General features: G+C 68.2%; 18 protein-coding genes. 11 read left to right on the top strand and 7 right to left on the bottom strand.

From position 1 onward, the window contains the following. Window positions 1–140: 140 nt before the first annotated feature. On the bottom strand, window positions 141–1199 hold the full coding sequence (locus ACWDTI_RS26700) for a zinc-binding dehydrogenase (protein WP_449741162.1): 1059 nt from the start codon (window positions 1197–1199) through the stop codon (window positions 141–143). A gap of 224 nt (window positions 1200–1423) precedes the next feature. Continuing rightward, the gene (locus ACWDTI_RS26695) at window positions 1424–1897 is read right to left on the bottom strand and encodes an NUDIX domain-containing protein (protein WP_449741161.1); all 474 of its coding nucleotides are present in this window, start codon (window positions 1895–1897) and stop codon (window positions 1424–1426) included. Window positions 1898–2083: 186 nt separating this feature from the next. On the opposite strand from ACWDTI_RS26695, the gene ACWDTI_RS26690 reads away from it, so the two are divergent. After that, a complete protein-coding gene (locus ACWDTI_RS26690; RefSeq protein ID WP_449741160.1) occupies window positions 2084–3787 on the top strand; it encodes a nucleobase:cation symporter-2 family protein in 1704 nt (567 codons plus the stop codon). Between the two features lie 14 nt (window positions 3788–3801). Here the strand turns inward: ACWDTI_RS26690 and ACWDTI_RS26685 are convergent, their stop codons facing one another. Beyond that, window positions 3802–4173 (bottom strand): nuclear transport factor 2 family protein, encoded by a 372-nt coding sequence (locus ACWDTI_RS26685; RefSeq protein WP_449741159.1) that lies wholly within the window; start codon window positions 4171–4173, stop codon window positions 3802–3804. A gap of 5 nt (window positions 4174–4178) precedes the next feature. Beyond that, entirely contained in the window at window positions 4179–4547 is a 369-nt protein-coding gene (locus ACWDTI_RS26680; protein WP_449741158.1) for a cupin domain-containing protein, read from the bottom strand. An 83-nt stretch (window positions 4548–4630) separates the two neighbouring features. Here ACWDTI_RS26680 and ACWDTI_RS26675 point away from each other — a divergent pair, with 83 nt between their 5' ends. From ACWDTI_RS26675 to rsgA, 5 genes are read left to right on the top strand one after another with little or no spacing between them, the layout of a single operon-like run. Further along, the gene (locus ACWDTI_RS26675; RefSeq protein ID WP_449741157.1) at window positions 4631–7786 is read left to right on the top strand and encodes a BTAD domain-containing putative transcriptional regulator; all 3156 of its coding nucleotides are present in this window, start codon (window positions 4631–4633) and stop codon (window positions 7784–7786) included. Window positions 7787–7843: 57 nt separating this feature from the next. Next, a complete protein-coding gene (locus ACWDTI_RS26670) occupies window positions 7844–8074 on the top strand; it encodes a hypothetical protein (protein ID WP_449741156.1) in 231 nt (76 codons plus the stop codon). Beyond that, window positions 8075–8461 (top strand): VOC family protein, encoded by a 387-nt coding sequence (locus ACWDTI_RS26665; protein WP_449741155.1) that lies wholly within the window; start codon window positions 8075–8077, stop codon window positions 8459–8461. A 25-nt stretch (window positions 8462–8486) separates the two neighbouring features. After that, window positions 8487–9767, top strand: a complete 1281-nt coding sequence (gene aroA, locus ACWDTI_RS26660) for a 3-phosphoshikimate 1-carboxyvinyltransferase (protein WP_449741154.1) — start codon at window positions 8487–8489, stop codon at window positions 9765–9767. 1 nt (window position 9768) lies between these two features. Beyond that, window positions 9769–10800, top strand: coding sequence for a ribosome small subunit-dependent GTPase A (rsgA, locus tag ACWDTI_RS26655; protein ID WP_449741153.1), 1032 nt, complete (start codon window positions 9769–9771; stop codon window positions 10798–10800). A 74-nt stretch (window positions 10801–10874) separates the two neighbouring features. Here the strand turns inward: rsgA and ACWDTI_RS26650 are convergent, their stop codons facing one another. The 3 genes from ACWDTI_RS26650 to ACWDTI_RS26640 all read right to left on the bottom strand — a co-directional run bounded on the left by ACWDTI_RS26650 (window position 10875) and on the right by ACWDTI_RS26640 (window position 14125). After that, window positions 10875–11621: a GntR family transcriptional regulator gene (locus ACWDTI_RS26650; protein WP_449741152.1), complete on the bottom strand. Its 747-nt coding sequence runs from the start codon at window positions 11619–11621 to the stop codon at window positions 10875–10877. A 33-nt stretch (window positions 11622–11654) separates the two neighbouring features. Further along, complete coding sequence (locus ACWDTI_RS26645; protein WP_449741151.1) at window positions 11655–13001, bottom strand: chloride channel protein; 1347 nt, start codon at window positions 12999–13001, stop codon at window positions 11655–11657. 101 nt (window positions 13002–13102) lie between these two features. After that, on the bottom strand, window positions 13103–14125 hold the full coding sequence (locus ACWDTI_RS26640) for a LacI family DNA-binding transcriptional regulator (RefSeq protein WP_449741150.1): 1023 nt from the start codon (window positions 14123–14125) through the stop codon (window positions 13103–13105). Window positions 14126–14268: 143 nt separating this feature from the next. On the opposite strand from ACWDTI_RS26640, the gene ACWDTI_RS26635 reads away from it, so the two are divergent. The 5 genes from ACWDTI_RS26635 to ACWDTI_RS26615 all read left to right on the top strand — a co-directional run bounded on the left by ACWDTI_RS26635 (window position 14269) and on the right by ACWDTI_RS26615 (window position 19287). Next, window positions 14269–15453, top strand: coding sequence for a phytanoyl-CoA dioxygenase family protein (locus ACWDTI_RS26635; RefSeq protein ID WP_449741149.1), 1185 nt, complete (start codon window positions 14269–14271; stop codon window positions 15451–15453). Between the two features lie 111 nt (window positions 15454–15564). Continuing rightward, entirely contained in the window at window positions 15565–16359 is a 795-nt protein-coding gene (locus ACWDTI_RS26630) for an SDR family oxidoreductase (RefSeq protein WP_449741148.1), read from the top strand. Beyond that, on the top strand, window positions 16359–17393 hold the full coding sequence (locus ACWDTI_RS26625; protein WP_449741147.1) for a Gfo/Idh/MocA family protein: 1035 nt from the start codon (window positions 16359–16361) through the stop codon (window positions 17391–17393). Before ACWDTI_RS26630 ends, ACWDTI_RS26625 begins: the two co-directional genes overlap by 1 nt. Before the next feature lie 11 nt (window positions 17394–17404). Beyond that, window positions 17405–18289, top strand: coding sequence for a sugar phosphate isomerase/epimerase family protein (locus ACWDTI_RS26620; protein WP_449741146.1), 885 nt, complete (start codon window positions 17405–17407; stop codon window positions 18287–18289). Next, window positions 18286–19287, top strand: coding sequence for a Gfo/Idh/MocA family protein (locus ACWDTI_RS26615; RefSeq protein ID WP_449741145.1), 1002 nt, complete (start codon window positions 18286–18288; stop codon window positions 19285–19287). The genes ACWDTI_RS26620 and ACWDTI_RS26615 overlap by 4 nt, the downstream gene beginning before the upstream one ends. Window positions 19288–19776 lie beyond the last annotated feature (489 nt).

Raw genomic sequence — 19776 nt, 5'->3', positions numbered from 1 at the left:
CCCGCGAGCTTGCGAGCGAGCGCATCGAGATCAACGGTGAACGAGATCTCGATGCGGACCCTCGCAAGCTCGGGGCCTTACTCGATCAGCGGGGTGCGGCGACTCTTCGAGTCAGCGACCGAGCTCGATCAGCGGAAAGGTCAACCGACGCTGCTGATGATCACCTTCAACGCGTGCTCGTCGGCGGCATTGCCGAAGGTATCGTAGGCCTCCTCGAACTGGTCGAAGGTGAACCGGTGGGTGACAAACCTTTCCGGCGCGATGGTGCCCGCGCGGGTCTGGTCGAGCAGCTCCGGCGCGGTGGTGGCGTTCACCAGCCCGGTGGTGATGGTGAGGTTGTTGATCCAGTCCCGTTCGAGCGGGAACTCGACACTCTCGCCATGCACGCCGACATTCGCGACATGCCCGCCCGGCCGCACGCTGCCGAGTGCGGTGAGGAAGGTCGCGGGGAGGCCGACCGCCTCGATCGCGACGTCGACGCCCAATCCGTTGCGGCTCAGCTTTTTCAACTCCTCGACAAGGTCTCCCCCGGCGCCGACGTCGATGGTGTCGGTCGCGCCGAACTCGCGCGATTGTTCGAGACGGAACTTGTTGCCGTCCACGGCGATCACCTTCGACGCACCAGCGGCGGCCGCGGTCATCACCGCCGCCAGACCCACCGGCCCGACACCGACGACCGCGACGACATCCCCCTCCTTGACCGCTCCGTTGAGCACCCCGATCTCGTAGCCGGTGGGCAGGATGTCGCTGAGCATGGCGCCCTGCTCGGCGGTCACGCCGTCGGGCAGCGGGATGAGTCCGTTGTCGGCGAAAGGAACTCGCACGAACTCGGCCTGGGTGCCGTCGATGAGGTGCCCGAAGATCCAGCCGATCCCGCCGACGGTCTGGCAGTGCGCGGTCATCCCTGACGCACAGTATTCGCAGGTACCGCATTTGGTGATGCACGAGATGATGACGCGATCGCCGACCGCGACCTTGGTGCATTCCGGCCCCACCTCGGTCACCACGCCGACACCCTCGTGACCGAGGATCCGCCCATCAGTGACCGCCGGCACGTCACCCTTGAGGATGTGTAGATCCGTGCCGCAGATGGTGGTGGTCTCCACCTTCACGATTGCGTCGGTCGGGTCCTGGATCGTCGGGTCGGGTACGTCTTCCCAGCTCTTGTTGCCGGGCCCGTGATACACCAGTGCTTTCATTGCTCTGCCTCCGTTCAGCCACAGGTACCGCTGACGGTAGGTCGATCGACGGTCCGTAACCGTCTCAGCGTGAGAACTTGCCAGACCGACGGGTTCTCAGGGCGTCCAAATGCGCCAACCCGATGTGCGGCGCCGCGTGACCGAAATCCAGGAGCTCCGGATCGATGGCCAGGTTCGTCCCCATGTGAATGAAGTCGACACACACATCAACACAGCGGGACCGATCACTCACCCAGCGCTACGTCCAACCGATCCACGAACTCGACCTGCGCCACATTCAGCTTCACCCGCGCGGCGTCGGCAGCGAACCACTCCGCCCGGTCGATCTCCGGGAAGCTCTGCATCCGCCCGGACTTCGGCGGCCACACCATCTCGAACGTGTTGCTGACCACCGTCGTCGCATCCAGGTCGCCTTCGACGGCGAACGCGGTGACCACCTTGCCACTCTTGAGGGTGACTTCGCCGAGTTCGATCACCGGGCCGTCCGGTGCGGGTGAACCGATCTCCTCGGCGAACTCACGGCGCGCGGCGGCCAGCAGGTCCTCGTCGGGTTCGACCAGACCCTTCGGCAGGGTCCACGAGCCGTCGTCTTTGCGGGCCCACAATGGGCCGCCCGGGTGCGCGATGAGTACCTCGAGTGCGGTGCCGTGTCGTCGATAGAGGAGCAGGCCGGCGCTGCGGCTCGATTTCGAAGCCATGCCGACCATTGTCGGACACACCGTGCGACTTCGTCCGCGGGGTCTTGACGCTTCCGCGGGAAAATCACCGCCGAGCAACGAAAACCCCGCGGAAGAACTCCGGGAACTCGGCCACCGCCGGTTGGAAACATCCTCGTCACACGCACAAGCCCTCGCGGAAATCTGAACCTCGTAAACACGACATTCATGGCGGTTCTCGACACGATCAGGCATGGCAAGACCACTCCGCACCCGGTGGACGAAATACCACCGCTGACCAAACTCCTGCCGCTCGGCATCCAGCACGTGCTGGCGATGTATGCCGGCGCGGTCGCGGTGCCGCTGATCGTCGGTGGCGCCATGGTCAGTGTCGGACAGCTGGAGCAGGGCGACATCGTTCACCTGATCATGGCCGACCTGTTCGTCGCGGGTATCGCCACGATCCTGCAGGCGGTCGGCTTCTGGCGGTTCGGTGTGCGCCTGCCGCTGATGCAGGGCGTCACGTTCGCCGCGGTCGGCCCGATGATCACCATCGGAACCGCCCACGGGATCACCGCGATCTACGGCTCGGTGATCGCCTGCGGTCTGTTCATGATTCTGGCGGCACCCATCGTCGGGAAACTGATCAGGTTCTTCCCACCTCTGGTCACCGGCACGATCATCCTGATCATCGGCGTCTCGCTGATGCGCGTCGCGGCCGGCTGGTTCGGCGGCGGCACCGCCACCGGTGAGGACTTCGGCGCACCCAAGGCCATCGCGTTCGGCTTCCTGACGCTCGCCATCATCATCGCGCTGGAACGGTTCGCGCCCGAAGCGATCAAGCGGGTGTCAGTGCTGATCGGCTTGGTCATCGGAACGCTGATCTCCATCCCGTTCGGCATGACCAACTGGGACGCGGTCGGTGAGAATCCGTGGATCGGCATCCCGCACCCGTTCCAGTTCGGCACCCCGACCTTCGAGCTCAGCTCGATCATCTCGATGATCATCGTCGCGCTGGTCATCATGACCGAGACGACCGGCGACATCGTCGCAGTCGGCGAGATCGTCGACAAGAAGATCACCCCGCAGAAGCTGGCCGACGGCATGCGCGCCGACGGCCTCGGCACCGTGCTCGGCGGCGTGTTCAACACCTTCCCGTACACCGCGTTCGCGCAGAACGTCGGCCTGGTGGCGATCACCGGCGTCAAGACGCGCCACGTCGCGACCTGCGCCGGCGGCATCCTGGTGCTGCTGGGTCTGCTCCCGAAAATGGCCGCGGTCATCGAAGGCATCCCGCTGCCGGTGCTCGGCGGCGCCGGGGTGGCACTGTTCGGCATGGTCGCGGCGAGCGGCGTACGGACGCTGAGCAAGGTGAAGTTCAACAACACCAACGTCCTCGTGGTGGCGATCTCGGTGGGCGTCGCGATGCTCACCGAATCGAAGCTCTACTTCACCGACCGCAGCCTCGGTGACTCCCCTGTCAACGTCTCGTTGGACCTGTATCACCAGTTCCCCGACTGGTTCCAGACGATCTTCCACTCGGGCATCTCGGCCGGCGCGCTGACTGCGATCGTGCTCAACCTGCTGCTCAACACCAAGAGCACGTCCCCCGATCCCGTCGACTACCACAACACCGGTGAGATCGAAGTGGTCACCAAGGACGGGCTGGGACTGTCCGGGGCCGACGCCATGCGCACCGCCGCCTTCGACCCGCGCGACGCCCTGGCCGCCGCCGATCCCGACACCCCGCCGGACACCCTGCGGTATCTGGCCGAACACGACCCGGATCTGCACGCGTTCATCGTGACCAACCCGGCGGCGCCGAAAGACCTCTGCGAGCAGATCAAGGCTCTCGGCGACCCGAAGGTGTTGCGGCTGTTCGAGACCTGGGACGGCTACACCGAGGGCAAGTTCTCGACGCGGGGTTCGTGACGGCGCGCGTCGTATCAGCCCTTGACGTAGGCGAGTTTCTCGGCGACCAGGCCGTCGCGGACGGTGAACAGATCCACCCCGCGGACCTCGCCGGATTCATCACCGCCCCAGGAGAATCGCCAGCGGACCACGACGCGGTCGGCCAATGCGAACTGCTCTTCGGTCTCGAACAGCGGATCGGTCGCGCCGGCGAAGAACTCGGCCCACGCCGCCCGCACCTGCTCCTGTCCCTGGTAGCGACGACCGGTCGGCGGCGCGGTCGACTCGAAGACGCAGTCGTCGGTCATCAGCGCCATCACGCCGTCGACGTCGCCGCGCCCGAACGCCTCGTTGAATGCGTCCACGGTGGCCGTCGCGGGGTCGGCCGCGATCGCGGAGCCGGTCATCTCGATCATCCCTTCGCGTAGTTGCTGGCGCCGTAGAAATCGACCACGACGACGGGTTCGTCGCCGACGACCCACGCGTCGTGACCAGACGGCAACGACGTGAACTGACCTGCCGTGGCATCGAATTCGGTGCCGTCGGCCATCACGATGTGCAGCGTCCCCGACACGTGGTACTGGTAGTGCGGCGCTTCGCAGAGCTCGGTCCCGGCGATCGGCTTCACGTCATTGGACCACCGCCACCCCGGCTGCAGGATCAGTCGGCCGAGGTCGTCGCCGCCGACGGTCAACACCTCCATGCACCCGTGGTCGAAGGAGCGCACCTCGTCCGGATGGGCGAAGTCCCGGTGCTCTGTGCGTTGATGTGTCGCGGTCATGATTCCTCCTGGTGGTTGGTTGTCCCTCGACGGTAGAAACCGGCCCTTGCGGTTTCCTTGCAGGCGGCGGATCATCTTGGGCCATGACCGGCAGCACGCCTGCCGAGCCAAGTGTCGAGTTCCGACTCTTCGGTCGCTTTGTCGTGCTCGTCAACGGCGCCGAGGTGGCGTCTGCCGACTTCGGCGGGCGGAAGGGCCGCCGACTCCTCCGCATCCTGTTGACCCGGCATCCGGCGCACATCAGCACCGACGCACTCACCGAACTGCTCTGGCCGGGTGCCGGCCCCCGCGACCCGTCGGCGAACATCGCCGTCCTGGTCGCCCGGGCACGCCGCGCGGTGGGGCGCCGGGACCTCGTCGTCTCGGGTGACAACGGCTACCGCATGGGCCTCCCGGACAGCGAATATCGGCTCGACACAGCAGAATTCGTCGATCTCGTGACGGCGGTACGAACCTCCGAGGCCAACCTCGCGCTGTCGGCCTACCGCACCGCTCTCGATCTGTGGTGTGGGGAGCCCCTCGTCGAAGACCAGTACGACGAGTGGGCGGCCGAGTATCGGGACATGTTGCGGCGGCACCGGATCGAGGCTCTCGAACGCGGTGCCGCCCTGTGCCTGCAGGAGTCGGACACGGCTCAGGCCGTCGAATGGTCGCTGACCGCATTCGACGACGACCCACTGCGCGAGAGCGCCGCCGTGCTGGCGATGAAGTCGCTGGCGGCACACGGGGATCCGGGCCGTGCACTGGTCGTCTACGATCGCCTGCGGCGTGGCCTCGCCGACGAACTGGGCGTCCGGCCGAGTTCCGCCGCGGTCGAGGAGTTCGAGCGCCTGTTGCGCTCGGGTGCCGGATCCACGACGCCGGAGGCCGGCTCATCGACTCCGGGCGCGAGCGGCAACCTCACTGCGGGGCAGACTCTTTCACCGCTTCGGTTTGTCGGACGCGATTCCGAGCTCACGCGACTGCGATCCCTGATCCAGATGCCCGGCGCGGTGGCCACGGTGGCCGGGCATTCGGGTACCGGCAAGTCCCGGCTCGCCGCAGTGCTGTGCGACGGCACCGAAGCGGTGCGTGTGCGGTGCTTCGCCGCCCAGCGAGACGACGTCTGGAGCACCGCCGGACTGTTGATCCGCGAGTTGCTCCCCCTGACGCCGGGCGTGATCGACGATCTCGCGGCGCCGCTGCGCGGGGCGCTCGCGACGCTGGTCCCCGACCTCGTCGAGGACGACCATCGCGCGGTCGATGCCGAGACGATGCGAGCGCTGATCGTGGAATTGTTCACCCGGTTGATCGCCGCGGCACCGATCGCGGTCGTCGTCCTCGACGACATCCAATGGTGCGACGAGTCGAGTCTGTCGACCGTGTCTGTCGCTGTGCGCCGGGCCTCGGGGCCGGCGCTCGTCCTGGTCTACCGCAGCGAAGAGGTGTACCCCGGCACGACGCGACACGCCGCACTCACGGCGCTGGCCCCGGATCTGCGGCTGACCCTCGGCGGACTCGACACCGCGGCGGTCCGTGGAGTCATCGCCGACACGGTCGCGGCCGACATCCTGGTCGAGAACACCGACCGTTCCCCCATGGCGATCACCGAAGCGGTACGTGCCCTCTCGGCCACGGGACTGTTGCACGCCGACAGCGAGGGCCGGTGGCGCGCCCCGGAGGTCAGCGCGGATCAACTACGGCGCGCCGCCCACGCCACCCAGGAGGAACACCTCGGCCGACGGCTGGACGCCGTCAGCGGTCTGGCGGTTGAGGTGATCGATCTGCTGGCGATCCTGCGCCGGGAGACACCCGCGGCCGACCTCGCCAGGGTCCTCGCCACCGACGCCGCCGACGTCCTCGACGCGGTGACCCGACTGGCACAGGCAGACCTCGTCCGGCTCGGCGAGCACGGCTGGGCACCGGCACACGACATGATCAGCGACGTCGCCGCGTGCCGCCTCGACGTCGTGCGAAGCGCACGCCTGCACGCGCTCGCCGCGGCGGCCATCGATGCGTCGACTGACCCGGCGTCGGCGGCCTACCACTGGAGCAAGGCGGGCAACGCCCGTCGTGCCGCCGCCGCCTACGCGCAGGCCGCCCGGTCCGCCCTCGACTCCTATGCGCACGACGAAGCCGAGTCACTCGCCACCGCCGGACTGCAAGTCGGCCCAACCACCACCGCGGTCACCGCGTCGCTCCACGAGGTGCGTGCGCTCACCCGGGCACGCAACGGAGATCTCCCCGGCGCCCGCAACGACTTCCGGGCCGCGCTGCGATGCGACCTGCCCGGTGCGCGGCAGGCGGCGGTGCTCGCCGAACTCGCCATGGTCGCCTCCGGGTCCGACGACATGGTGCGCGCCGCCGACCTGTGCGAGATAGCCCTCGTGCGCGCGGGCGACGAACCGGCGGCACGCGCGAGGGCGCTCGAGGTGGGCTCGATCCTCGACATGAATCTCGGGTTGCGCGACCGCGCGACCGAACGGGCGCAGGAGGCGATGCGCCTCTATACCGAGCACGGAAACGGGGCGGGCGTCGCCCGCGTCCTCGACGCCCGGGCCATGGCCAGCTTCCTCGACGGCGAGATCACGCGCGGCGGCGATCTCCTCGCGCGCGCCGCCGACCTGTTCGCCGAATCCGGGGACCTGCTACGGGTGGTCACACCGCGGTCGACGCACGGCCACTCTCTGGTGTTCGCCGGCCGTCCCGCCGACGGGCTGGTGGCGAGCACCGACGCGGTCGAGCTGGCGCGCACACTCGGACATCAGGAGGGAATCTCGTATGCGCTGTGGCATCGCAGCGAAGCGCTGTCGGCACTGCGCCGCAGCGAGGAGGCGGTCGACGCGGCCACCGAGGCCCTGGCCATAGCCCGGGAGATCGGCCACCGAGGCTGGACGGCGACCGCCTACCGGGCGCTGGGCATCGCCCATCAGAGCGCCGGTGACATCGAACCGGCGCGCGCCGCGTACCGGGCGTCGCTGGAAGCCAGCAAGCATCTGGACCTCTTCCGATCCTGGGCGTGCTCGCGGCTGGCGATGGTCGAGATCACCACCGGCAATCTCGACGTGGCGGCGGAACTGGTCGGACGCGCGCTGCGCGTCGGGCCGGGTCTGGGGCACCACGAAGCGCGCCTGGCAAACTACCTGCTGGCGGCGGCCCGCGGGGACCCCGACACCGAACGGATCGCGGCCGAGCTGGTGGAAGCGGCCGTCCGTGACGGCGCTCGCGCGGTGGTCCTGGCGGCGGGACGCGACATCTGATCGGCCGTTCTCGTGCGGTCCGGAGTGAAGTGGCCGATCTGCGCCTATCTTTGAACCATGTCCGACAGCCCTCACCCCGAGCCCGCCGATGCCCTCACCGACGACGACCCCGACAAGCCGCACGAGTACGAGCACGAATCGGCGTTCGCGTTCGGCGATGCCAAGCCGATCGGCGAGACCGACCGCATCGCCCGAGAGAAGGCGATCTACGAGGCCGCGCGCCACGGGAACGACCTCAACCGGGGGCATGCCCTCGGCGGCAGCGACGGGACCACCGAGGGGCAGTAGATGGAGGTCCTGACCAGTCGCACCCTGCTGCGGTCGCCCGACCCGGAACGTCTGCAGCGTTTCTACCGAGACCGGTTGGGACTGGCCGTCGCCCGTGAGTATCCGGGCGGTGTGGTCTTTCACGCGGGCAACGGCCTGATCGAGGTCCCCGGCCACATGAGCGACGATCTCGACACCGGCGGCGGAGCCGACGCGGTGCTCTGGCTGCAGGTCCGCGACATGGCCGCCACTGAACACGAGTTACGTGCGGCCGCCGTGCCGATCACCCGTGACCCGCGCACCGAGCCGTGGGGGCTGGTGGAAATGCACGTCACCGACCCCGACGACCGGCTGATCATCGTCGTCGAGGTGCCCGCCGACCATCCCCTGCGCCGCGACAACCGGTGACTGTGCCCATGACAGACTGGACCGCATGAGCATCTGGAGCGCACCCACCGTCGGCGAACCGGTGGTCGCGACGGTCGAGCTGCCCGGGTCCAAGTCGATCACCAATCGTGCGTTCATCCTGGCCGCGCTGGCCGACGGTCCGTCGACGGTCCGCGGCGCCCTGCGCAGCCGCGACTCCAACCTGATGCTGAGCGGACTGTCCGCCCTCAGCGTCGGCGTCGAGGTGCACGACGAGGACGAGACGACGGTCGTCGTCGAACCGCGGACCATGCGCGGCGGCGACGTCTACTGCGGGCTGGCCGGCACGGTGATGCGGTTCCTGCCTCCGGTGGCCGCCTTCGCCGACGGTCGGGTGGCCTTCGACGGCGACGAACAGGCCCGGACCCGGCCGCTGGCCACCATCCTCGACGCGCTGCGCGATCTCGGCGTCGACATCGACGGAGATCGCCTGCCGTTCACCGTGACCGGACACGGCTCGGCCCGCGGCGGAGAGGTCACCATCGACGCGTCGGCGTCGTCGCAGTTCGTCTCCGGGCTGCTGCTGTCGGCGGCGCGATTCGACGACGGCGTGACCGTCCGGCATGTGGGTCCTCCGGTGCCGTCCACCCCGCACATCGACATGACCCTCGACATGCTCACCACCGCAGGCGTTTCCGTCGACCGTCCCGCCGCCGAGACGTGGCGGGTGGCGCCGGGACCGATCCGGGCGGTCGACTGGGAGATCGAACCCGACCTGTCCAACGCGGCGGCCTTCCTGGCGGCCGCGGCGGTCACCAACGGGGCCGTCACCGTACCGCGCTGGCCCCTGGAAACCACCCAGCCGGGCGCGCAGATCGTCGACATCCTCGCCGAGATGGGTTGCGCCATCGAGAGATCGGCCTCCGGCGCGACCTCGTGCGAGCTGACGGTGCGCGGCCCCGAGAAGCTCACCGGCATCACCATCGACCTGCGTGAGATCGGCGAACTCACCCCCACCGTCGCGGCACTGGCCGCCGTGGCCGACGGGGAGTCGGTGCTGTCCGGAATCGCCCATCTGCGCGGCCACGAAACCGACCGGCTCGCCGCACTGACCACCGAGATCAACCGGCTCGGCGGCGAGTGTGAGGAAACCGCCGACGGGCTGCGGATCTCGCCCGTGCCGCTGCACGGCGCGGTGTGGGAGTCCTACGCCGACCACCGCATGGCGACCGCCGGCGCGATCATCGGCCTGGTGGTGCAGGGCGTCACCGTCGCCGACATCGGAACCACGGCGAAGACCCTCCCCGACTTTCCGGGCATGTGGCAGAAGATGATCGGGCACCCCTGACGTGAGTCGCCGCGCCTCGAGCTACGACGAATCCGATGTGCGGATACGTCCCGGCAAGGGGTCGCGGCCACGCACCAAGACCCGCCCGGCGCACGACGACGCGCGGGACGCGATGGTCGTCTCGGTGGACCGCGGGCGGTGGGGATGTGTGATCGACGGCGATCCGGCCCATCGGGTGGTGGCGATGCGGGCGCGTGAGCTCGGGCGCACACCGGTCGTCGTCGGCGATCACGTGTCGGTGGTCGGCGACCTCACCGGGCGGCCGGACACGTTGGCGCGCATCGTGAAAGTCGCCGACCGGACGACCGTGCTGCGACGAACCGCCGACGACACCGACCCGTACGAACGGATCGTCGTGGCCAACGCCGACCAGCTGCTGATCGTGACGGCACTCGCGGATCCGCCGCCGCGCACCGGGTTTGTCGAACGCGCGTTGGCGGCCGCCTACCTCGGTGGCCTGAGACCCATTCTGTGCCTGACGAAATCCGACCTGGCCGACCCCGCCGAGTTCACCCGCGCGTTCGCCGACCTCGACCTCCCGGTGGTGCTCGCCGGACGCACCGAGCCGATCGACGAGGTGTCCGGCATGCTCGCCGGGCATCTCACCGCACTCATCGGGCACTCCGGGGTGGGTAAGTCGACACTGGTGAATCGGCTTGTGCCCGAAGCGGATCGGGCGATCGGCGAGGTGTCCGGGGTGGGCAAGGGACGGCATACCTCGACCCAGTCGGTGGCGCTGCCGCTGCCGGGTTCTTCGTCGCGGCAGGGATGGGTCGTCGACACGCCCGGCATCCGGTCCTTCGGCCTGGCCCACATGGTCCCCGACGACATCATCGACGCGTTCGACGACCTCCGCGACGCCATCGAGGACTGTCCGCGCGGCTGCACCCATCTGGGACCGCCCGCCGACCCCGAGTGTGCGCTCGACGGTTTGGACGGCCACTCGTATCGGCGCGCGATGGCGGTGCGGGGACTGCTCGCGGCGGTGTCGGGGCACGGTGGGGATGGGGAGGACGACCACCCCGATATCTGACCCGCCTATTCAGAGAGATGAGCAGAAGGCGGCCGACTCAACCTGCGACAACTGCCGAGCGTGCACCGTTTCGGCTAACGATCCACGACCGTCGTCTCGAAGAAGTAGCGATCAGCACGATAGGAGTGGGTGCCGAACTCGACGACCCGGCCGGCGTCGTCGAAGGCGGTGCGTTGCATGGTCAACAGTGGCGCACCCACCTGGTCGTCGAGCAGCGCGGCCTCTTCGGCGTCGGCCGCCTTGGCGCCGATTCGTTGCCGGGCGAGGCGGATGTGCACGCCGCGGCCGCGCAGACCCTTGTACAGACCTCCGGACTCCAATTCGCCGGCCGGTGGGCAGATGTCGGCGGGCAGGTGATTGATCATGAGCGCCAACGGTTCTCCGCCCGCGCTGCGCAGGCGTTTGACGGTGACGGCCTCCGCGCCGACCGGCAGCGCGAGTTCCGTGCGAACCTCCTCGTCGGGCACCCCGATGCGGTACTCGAGCAACTGGGTGCTGGGATGCATTCCCGCCGAGGACAAGTCGTCGTAGAGGCTGGTCAGCTCGACGGACCGGTGCACGGGCGATTGCACGACCTGAGTGCCGACGCCGCGCTTTCTCACGACGACGCCCTTGTCGACGAGCTCCTGGATGGCCTGGCGGATGGTCGGCCGCGACAGCTTGAGTCGGCCGGCCATGTCGAGTTCGTTCTCGAGCCGGTCCCCTGGTTCGAGGTCGCCGCGGACGATGGCCGACTCGATGGCCTGGGCGAGCTGGTGATACAGCGGCACCGGCGTGGACCGGTCGAGCTCCACCGGGATCTGTGTGATCTGCGCCGCCATGGTGTCAGTATGTCATAACAAATATGCGGTTAGCTAGGATGACTCGCTGCGATCGTTCAGGATCGCATTCGTGAGCCAGGCGGCGACGACGGCGAGTACTGCGGCCGGCAGCGCATCGATGCCCGCCGTTCCGGTCAACAGCATCGCGAGTGTCAGGGAGCTGAAGACCAGTCCGGTGCCTGCGGTCATGCCCGCGGCGGCGCCGACCGCGACCGCCCAGGTGATGGAGCTGTCGAAGGCGATGCACCCGATGGTCGCGAAACACACACCGATGAGGATCGCGGGGAACACGGGTCCGCCGCGGAAGCCGCTGCCGAGACAGATGGCGTACGCCAGGCCCTTGGCCACGATGATCAACAGAAGCATCAGGATGCTGGTCTCGCCGACGACCTGGGGTACCGCTGTTTGTCCGGAGAAGAGGATGTCGTCGTGGCTGGCGCCCAGGGCTTGGGCGATCAGCGTGATGACGCCGACGGCCAGGCCACCGAGGAGCAGGATTCCGTACTTCAGCTTGGGATCCGGGGTGTTGGCCTTGGCGTCGATGCCGCGCGCCACACCCTTGATGACCCGCATGGCGATGGCGGCGGCGATCCCGACGACGATGGCGAGCACCAGGTCGAGGATGCGGGTGTGCCCGTAGTGCGGCAGCTCGGGCACCGACAGCCCCGCCGCGCCGAGGCCGCTCCAGTTTCCGAGGCCGATGAAGACGACGTAGCCGACGGCCGCCGCGGTCAGGCCGGGGAGCAGTGCGGGCAGCAACGCCGACCCGGCCGCGAGACCGCCCTCGAGCAGCAGGATTCCGGCGACCAGCGGACCCCCGAACAGCGCCGAGACCGCGCTGAACGAACCCGCGTTGGCCAGCACTTTCTCGGCCGGACCGGCGGGGAGTCGGGTCATGGCGACCACGGCCGTGCCCACCGCCGATCCGATGGCGATCAGGGGCCCCTCGGGGCCGAGGACCAACCCGAAGGCGAGGGTGCCGATGGCGGCCAGCAGGACGCCGGGCGCGTACTGCCATGGCGTGGGCGGCCCGCCGATACCCATGAGCGGACGGTGTCCGCCGTCGCCGGGCAGGAAGGCTCTCGCCAGCGCGACCACGATCGCACCGCAGACCGGCAGGCCCAGGATGAGGTACCAGGGCGGGCTGCTGTGCCCGAGCGCGTCGGGGAGGTCCGTCCACAGCAGGTCCTCGAGCCAGTGCACGACCTGCAGGAATGCCCACGCGACCACCGACGCCGGGATGCCCATGACGGCGCCGATGAGGACGAGAGAGAGGATCTGCCGCCCTTCCTTGGAACCTGGATGCAACGCCTTGGTGGAACTCGGTTCGAGACCTTCGGGTTCCTTGGCGACGTTCGCCTCACCCGATGCAGCAGTCATCTCGGCTCCCTCCGCTCGCGACCACCCCGGACGCGCGTCACTGAACATAACCTGCCCGACTGGGGTTTTCCGCGCATCACACCCATCGTGTGAAGATCCGCTCAGGTATCCGGCACATTGTGCGGCGTGATGATCTGAATCCCGGACGCCCGCGGCCGGTGATCGCCGGGCAGTGCGCCGTGGAACCCCATCACCGTCTGTGCAATCGCCCGCATGTCGGCGCGCAGATCATGGTGGAGCACCACGGTGAGGTGACCGCTGCGCAGCAGCGCACGGTTGGCGTCGCCGAGATCGTGCCCGATGAACGCTTCGCAGGTGCGGTCCTCGTGGGCGAACGCCGCGACGATGCCCTTGTTGCCACCGCCGATGGAGTAGACCGCGGCGATCTCGGGATGCTGCCGCAGAGTGCGTGCGGTCAACGGCCCGCACGTCTCGTCGAGCCCGTCGGAGTCGGTGACCACGACGATGCGACGGTCCGGGTCGTAGGTGCGCATGGCCGCACGGAAACCCATCTCGCGTTCCTCTTCACCGCGGAACATCGCGCTGCTGGTGATGACGAGGACGTCGGCGGCGACGTGCCGCAGCCACTGGCACATCAGGTAGGCGGCGGTGGCCCCGGCGGCGCGGTTGTCCATCCCGACGTAGGCGATGCGCGTACTCATCGGCACATCGGTGACCAGGGTGATGACCGGAATCCGTTGGGCGGTCAGCCGGCCGATGGCAGCGGCGACCTCGGCGGTGTCCGGCGCCTTGAGCACCACTCCGTGGCTGCCCTGTCGGGCGATCGCGTCGAGTGTCGCGATCAGGTCGTCGGTCGCCCAGGTCTCGTTCAAGTGATAGCGCGCACGGATCACGGCCGGTCGCAGTCCCGGCAGTTCCAGTTCGAGCGCTTCCCGCACCAGGCCGGAGAATTGTCGCGGCGTCTCCATGACGAGGTCGATCATGAAGCGACGCCCGGACAGCCGCAGTTGGGTGCGTTGCCGATCGAGATCGGCGATCGCCTGCTCGACCTGCAGCACCGTGCCTTCGCGGACGCCGGGACGCTGATGCAGCACACGATCGACCGTCGCCTCGCTGACGCCTGCCTGCCGGGCGATCTCGCGCACCGGGTAGCGATGTGGCACGGCCCACTCCTGAGGGATTTCTGATGGGTTTTCGATCTTGTCCTGACAATAGGATCTTGCCATTCTTGTCGAGTGATCACGGCGGAATCGCCAGGGACCCGATATCCACGACCGTTGACTTCGATTTCGAGAGGAGCGCAGCCATGACGCGCAGCGCCCATACCGCGGCCCTCCGGCCCCGCGCCAACCGCATCACCGAGCAGGAATGCGACATCGACGAGTTCGCCGCCCTGCTCGATCAGCAGACCGAACTGACCGACTACCCGTACGCCGCCGACACCGCACGCGGCGTGCTGTTCTACGAATCCGCCGACGTCGTCGCCCTCGACGACGATCGTCGCGCGGACCTCTCCGACGAACTCGCCCGCGCCCTGCTGACCGGACCGGGCATCGTCGTGTTCCGCGGCGCGTTCGGCCCCGAGCACGGTCTCGCCGAGACGACCGATCTGTTCACCGCCATCATCGAGGACCAGAAGGCGGCCGGTCTGGCCGGCGGCGACCATTTCGCCAAGCCCGGCGCCAACGACCGCATCTGGAACGCCCTGCAGAAGTTCGCCGAACGCGATCCGGAACTGTTCGCCCGCTACTACGCCAACGACGTGCTCGCCCTCATCAGCGAGGCCTGGCTGGGCCCGATGTATCAGGTCACCTCGCAGGTGAACGTCGTCAACCCCGGTGGCGCCGCCCAGAATCCGCACCGCGACTATCACCTCGGGTTCATGTCGACCGACACGGCCGCGCGTTTCCGTGCGCACACTCATCGGCTCTCCCCCGCGTTGACCCTGCAGGGTGCCGTCGCCCATTGCGACATGCCCATCGAGTCCGGCCCGACGATGTACCTGCCGTACTCGCAGCAGTACGAGCCCGGCTATCTCGCGTTCAACCTGCCCGCGTTCCAGGAGCACTTCGCGACCAACTACGTGCAACTGCCGCTGCAGGCCGGTGACGCCGTCTTCTTCAATCCGGGACTGTTCCACGCGGCGGGTCACAACGTCTCCGCGAACACCAAGCGGATGGCGAACCTGCTGCAGGTGTCGTCGGCGTTCGGCCGGGCGATGGATGCGGTCGATCGCAACGCGATGGTGCGGGCGCTGTATCCGGCGTTGGTCGACCTCGCCGACGCGGGTGACGCCCGGGCGGTGCGCAACGTGATCGCGTCGTCGGCCGAGGGGTACGCGTTCCCGAGCAACCTGGATCTCGACCAACCGATCAGCGGCCTGCACGGCGAAACCCAGGCCGAGCTGGTGACCCGGGCGGTGGCCGGACGATTCGACGCCGAACGGTTCGATCGCGAGCTGACCGAACTCGACGCGCGGCACAGAGCGTAGTTCCTCACGCTGGTTGAGCCTCTCGCCCACGCTGGTCGAGCCGCGACGAGCGAGGGAGCCCGACGCAAGTCGAAACCACCGCCACACCGCTATCAAGAAGGACACACACCGATGACGACACCACCAGCCGAATCCGGTCCACTCGCCGGCAAGGTTCTGCTGGTCAGTGGTGGCACCCAGGGCCTGGGTGCCACCATCGTCCGCGTCGCGGCCGCGGCGGGCGCTGATGTGATGTTCTCCGGCCGCAACGCCGAGAAGGGGAAACGTCTCGAGGCGGAGTTCGAGGGGCGGCTGCCGGTTCGTTTCATAGCCACGGACCTGAGCGATCCGGTGGCCGCGGCCGACTCGGTGGCCGCCACCGTCGCCGAATACGGGCGGATCGACTGCCTGGTCAACACGGCCGGCACCACCAGCCGCGGCAGCCTCGTCGACACCAGCCCGGAGCTGTTCGATCAGCATGTGGCGGTGAACCTGCGGGCCCCGTTCTTCACCATGCAGGCCGCCGTGAAAGACATGCTCGGGCGCGGCGCTCCGGGCACGATCGTCAACATCATCACCATGTCGTCCTACGGTGGGCAGCCGTTCCTGGCGCCGTATTCGGCGACGAAGGCCGGACTCGTCGGACTGACGAAGAACGCGGCGCACGCGCATCGGTGGGACAGGATCCGCATCAACGGACTGAACATCGGCTGGACCGAGACCGAGGGCGAAGCCGACATACAGAAGCGCTTTCACGGCGCCGACGACACCTGGATCGAACAGGCCAACGCCTCGGTGCCGATGGGTAAGCTCGGGCAACCCGACGAGATCGCCGACTTCGTCGTGTTCCTCCTGTCGGACCGCAGCGGTGTGGTGACCGGTTCGGTCATCGACTGGGACCAGATCGTGATGGGAGGATTCGACTGATGGGACTCACTATCGGACTCGTCGGGCTCGGCCGGATCGGGGCGTTTCACGCGTCGACGCTGACCGGGTTGCCGGACGTCGACTCGCTGGTGGTCACCGACGCCGTCCCCGCGGCGATGGACACCACCAAGGCCCGCTTCCCCACCGTCCGGCCGGCGGCCGACGCGGATGCGGTGCTCGCCTCCGGTGTGGACGCGGTGGTCATCGCCAGTGCCACCCCGACGCACGCCGAGTTGATCGAAAAGGCTGTCGCCGCTGGTGTTCCGGTGTTCTGCGAGAAACCGATCGCATTGTCGGTGGCCGATTCGGCCGAGGTGGTGCGCCGCATCAGCGGCGCCGACGTGCCGGTGCAGATCGGTTACAACCGGCGCTTCGACCCGGCGATGGCGGCCGCCCGGGCCGCCGTCGTGTCCGGCGAGCTCGGGTTCATCACCACGGTTCGCTCGACGACCTTGGACCCCGCGCCACCACCTCCCGACTACATCGCCGCGTCGGGCGGCATCTTCCGCGACTGCGCGGTCCACGACTTCGATGCGGTGCGTTGGGTTCTCGGCGACGAGGTGGTCGAGGTGTACGCGACGGGCAGTGGTCAGGGCGACCCGATCTTCGCCGAGGTGGGCGATCTGGCGTCCGCGTCGGTCCTGTTGTCGTTCGCCTCCGGCTCGGTCGGCGTGGTGTCGGTGACGCGGTACAACGGGCGCGGTTACGACTGCCGGCTCGAAGTGCACGGCAGCGCGGACTCGGTGGTCGCCGGATGGGACGAGGGAACGCCGGTCCGAAACATGCAGCCCGGCATCGATTTTCCGGCCGGAGTACCGCACAGTTTCTTCATGGACCGCTTCGCCGACGCCTACCGCGCGGAACTGACGGCGTTCTGCGACATGGTGATCGACAAGACCCCGTCACCGTGCACCGCCGCCGATGCCCTCGAGGTCGCCTACATCGCCGAGGCCGCCACCCGGTCGGCCGGCACCGGAAAGCCCGTCCGCATCGACGACATTCGCACCGAGATCACCACCGACTCAACGAAGTGAGGACCACCGCCATGACCGAATTGCGCATCGCCGCCGCCCCGATCTCCTGGGGCGTGTGTGAAGTCCCCGATTGGGGACATCAACTGACCCCCGAGCGGGTTCTCGGTGAGATGCAGGACCTCGGGGTCACCGCGGCCGAGACCGGACCCGAGGGATTCCTGCCGTCGGAGCCCGCCGAGTTGCGCGACATGCTGGCCGGTTACAGCCTCAAGTGCGTCGGATCGTTTGTTCCCGTCGTGCTGCACAAGGCCGATCACGACCCGGCTCCCGAGGTGAACGAAGTGCTCGATCGGCTCGAGACGTCGGGCGGCGACGTCATCATCCTGGCCGCGGCCACCGGCGTCGACGGCTACGACGATCGACCCGACCTGTCCGACGCCGAATGGGACACGTTGCTGGCCAACCTCGATCGGCTCGGTGACCTCGCCGCGTCGCGAGGTGTGGTGGCGGCGCTGCACCCCCACGTCGGCACGATGATCGAGAAGCGCGACGAGGTGTACCGCGTGCTGGAGAATGCATCGATCGGGCTGTGTCTGGACACCGGACATCTGCTGATCGGCGGAAGCAATCCACTCGAGATCACCGAGGCCTTCACCGACCGCATCCGGCACGCGCACCTCAAGGACGTGCGTGTCGATCTGGCCGAGCAGGTCCAGCGCGGCGAGCTGACCTACACCGACGCCGTCCGGCAGGGCATGTACGTCCCGCTGGGTGCCGGCGACGCGCGGATCGCGAAAGTCGTTGCCACACTGGTCGATGCGGGTTATGACGGCTGGTATGTGCTGGAGCAGGACACCATCCTCGCCGACGATGCCGACGGCGACTCGGCCGCCGGCAACGTGGCCGTGTCGATGTCGTTCCTGCGGAAGACCGCAGAGCGGCCGGTGCGGGTATGAGCGACACCACGTCTCGGCCCCTGCGGATCGGCATCCTCGGGGCGTCCCGGATCGCGGAGTCGGCCATCGTCGGCCCCGCGCAGACGCTCGGGCACAGGCTGGTGGCGGTCGCGGCGCGGGATCGTAACCGCGCGCAGGCGTTCGCCGACAAGTACGGCGTCGAACGCGTCCTCGACACCTACGACGACGTGATCAACGATCCCGAGGTCGACGTGGTCTACAACCCGCTGGCGAACTCGCTGCACGGGCCGTGGAATCTCGCGGCGATCCGCGCGGGCAAGCCGGTGTTGTCAGAGAAACCGTTCGCACGCAACGAGATCGAGGCTCGGGAGATCGCAGACGCCGCTCGCGGTGCCGGGGTACCCGTGCTCGAGGGATTCCACTATGTGTTCCATCCCCTGATGCTCCGGGCCGTCGAGTTGCTCGACGCCGGAACCATCGGGGCGGTACGGAACGTCGAGGTGGTGATGGCGATGCCGGCACCCGACGACGGTGATCCCCGCTGGTCCTACGACCTCGCCGGCGGCGCGCTGATGGACCTGGGCTGTTACTCGCTCCACGTGTCGCGACTGCTCGGTCGCTGGTGCGGCGGCGCACCGGGGATCACCGGTGGGCGTGCGGTGCTGCGCGGGGACCAGGTCGACGAGTCGGCGGTCATCGACATCGCATATCCCAATGGCGCCAACGGAACTCTCGCCAACTCCATGGTCGCCGGGGAGTTCGTGTTCAGCCTCCGCATCGTCGGCGACGACGGTTCGCTGTATCTGCACGACTATCTCGGCCCCAATCGCGACGACCGACTCACCCTGGTCGATTCCGCCCGCGGAACCGTCTCCGTGGAGCACCTCGGCACCCGGTCGACCTACACCTATCAGCTCGAGGCGTTCGCCGACGCCGTGCAGAACGGTGCGTCACTGCCCATCGGGCTCGACGACGCCGTCGAGAACATGCGGTATCTCGACGACGCCTATCGCGCACTGGGTTTGGCGCCGCGGTAACCAGGCCGCGGTGGCGGGCTCTTCGCGGCCCGTTGTCACCAGCTCGGCCAATGCGCTCGTCGCAAGCTCCTCGCTTACTCGATCAGCGGTGGCGGCGCCCCCTCGAATCAGGCTCCACCGCACGCCGACAGCCTTCCACCCTCCGCTGGTCGAGTAAGCGACCGAGCGAAGCGAGGCCGCGCATCGAGGCCACTTCCCTTTGCCAGCAAGTGATCTCGATGCGGCGCCTCGCTGCGCTCGGAGCCTTACTCGATCAGCGGTTGGGGGACGACTCTCGAAATCAGGCTCCACCACAAGCCGAAACCACTCCCCCCTCCGCTGGTCGAGTAAGCGACCGAGCGAAGCGAGGCCCACTTCCCTTTGACAGCAGGGGATCTCGCTGCGCTCGGCGCAAGCTCCTCGCTTACTGATCAGCGGTGGGGGGCGCCTCCTCGAATCAGGCTCCAAGCCGACACCCGTCCGCCCCGTCCGCTGGTCGAGTAAGCGACC

The organism is Gordonia sp. NPDC003424 (assembly GCF_053588655.1).
This window is presented reverse-complemented; position numbering and strand designations above follow the sequence as displayed.

Bases quoted from the DNA above. Each gene is read 5' to 3' on its own strand.
- ACWDTI_RS26700 (WP_449741162.1), bottom strand. From the start codon at position 1,199: ATGAAAGCACTGGTGTATCACGGGCCCGGCAACAAGAGCTGGGAAGAC.
- ACWDTI_RS26695 (WP_449741161.1), bottom strand. From the start codon at position 1,897: ATGGCTTCGAAATCGAGCCGCAGCGCCGGCCTGCTCCTCTATCGACGA.
- ACWDTI_RS26690 (WP_449741160.1), top strand. From the start codon at position 2,084: ATGGCGGTTCTCGACACGATCAGGCATGGCAAGACCACTCCGCACCCG.
- ACWDTI_RS26685 (WP_449741159.1), bottom strand. From the start codon at position 4,173: ATGACCGGCTCCGCGATCGCGGCCGACCCCGCGACGGCCACCGTGGAC.
- ACWDTI_RS26680 (WP_449741158.1), bottom strand. From the start codon at position 4,547: ATGACCGCGACACATCAACGCACAGAGCACCGGGACTTCGCCCATCCG.
- ACWDTI_RS26675 (WP_449741157.1), top strand. From the start codon at position 4,631: ATGACCGGCAGCACGCCTGCCGAGCCAAGTGTCGAGTTCCGACTCTTC.
- ACWDTI_RS26670 (WP_449741156.1), top strand. From the start codon at position 7,844: ATGTCCGACAGCCCTCACCCCGAGCCCGCCGATGCCCTCACCGACGAC.
- ACWDTI_RS26665 (WP_449741155.1), top strand. From the start codon at position 8,075: ATGGAGGTCCTGACCAGTCGCACCCTGCTGCGGTCGCCCGACCCGGAA.
- aroA (WP_449741154.1), top strand. From the start codon at position 8,487: ATGAGCATCTGGAGCGCACCCACCGTCGGCGAACCGGTGGTCGCGACG.
- ACWDTI_RS26650 (WP_449741152.1), bottom strand. From the start codon at position 11,621: ATGGCGGCGCAGATCACACAGATCCCGGTGGAGCTCGACCGGTCCACG.
- ACWDTI_RS26645 (WP_449741151.1), bottom strand. From the start codon at position 13,001: ATGACTGCTGCATCGGGTGAGGCGAACGTCGCCAAGGAACCCGAAGGT.
- ACWDTI_RS26635 (WP_449741149.1), top strand. From the start codon at position 14,269: ATGACGCGCAGCGCCCATACCGCGGCCCTCCGGCCCCGCGCCAACCGC.
- ACWDTI_RS26630 (WP_449741148.1), top strand. From the start codon at position 15,565: ATGACGACACCACCAGCCGAATCCGGTCCACTCGCCGGCAAGGTTCTG.
- ACWDTI_RS26625 (WP_449741147.1), top strand. From the start codon at position 16,359: ATGGGACTCACTATCGGACTCGTCGGGCTCGGCCGGATCGGGGCGTTT.
- ACWDTI_RS26620 (WP_449741146.1), top strand. From the start codon at position 17,405: ATGACCGAATTGCGCATCGCCGCCGCCCCGATCTCCTGGGGCGTGTGT.
- ACWDTI_RS26615 (WP_449741145.1), top strand. From the start codon at position 18,286: ATGAGCGACACCACGTCTCGGCCCCTGCGGATCGGCATCCTCGGGGCG.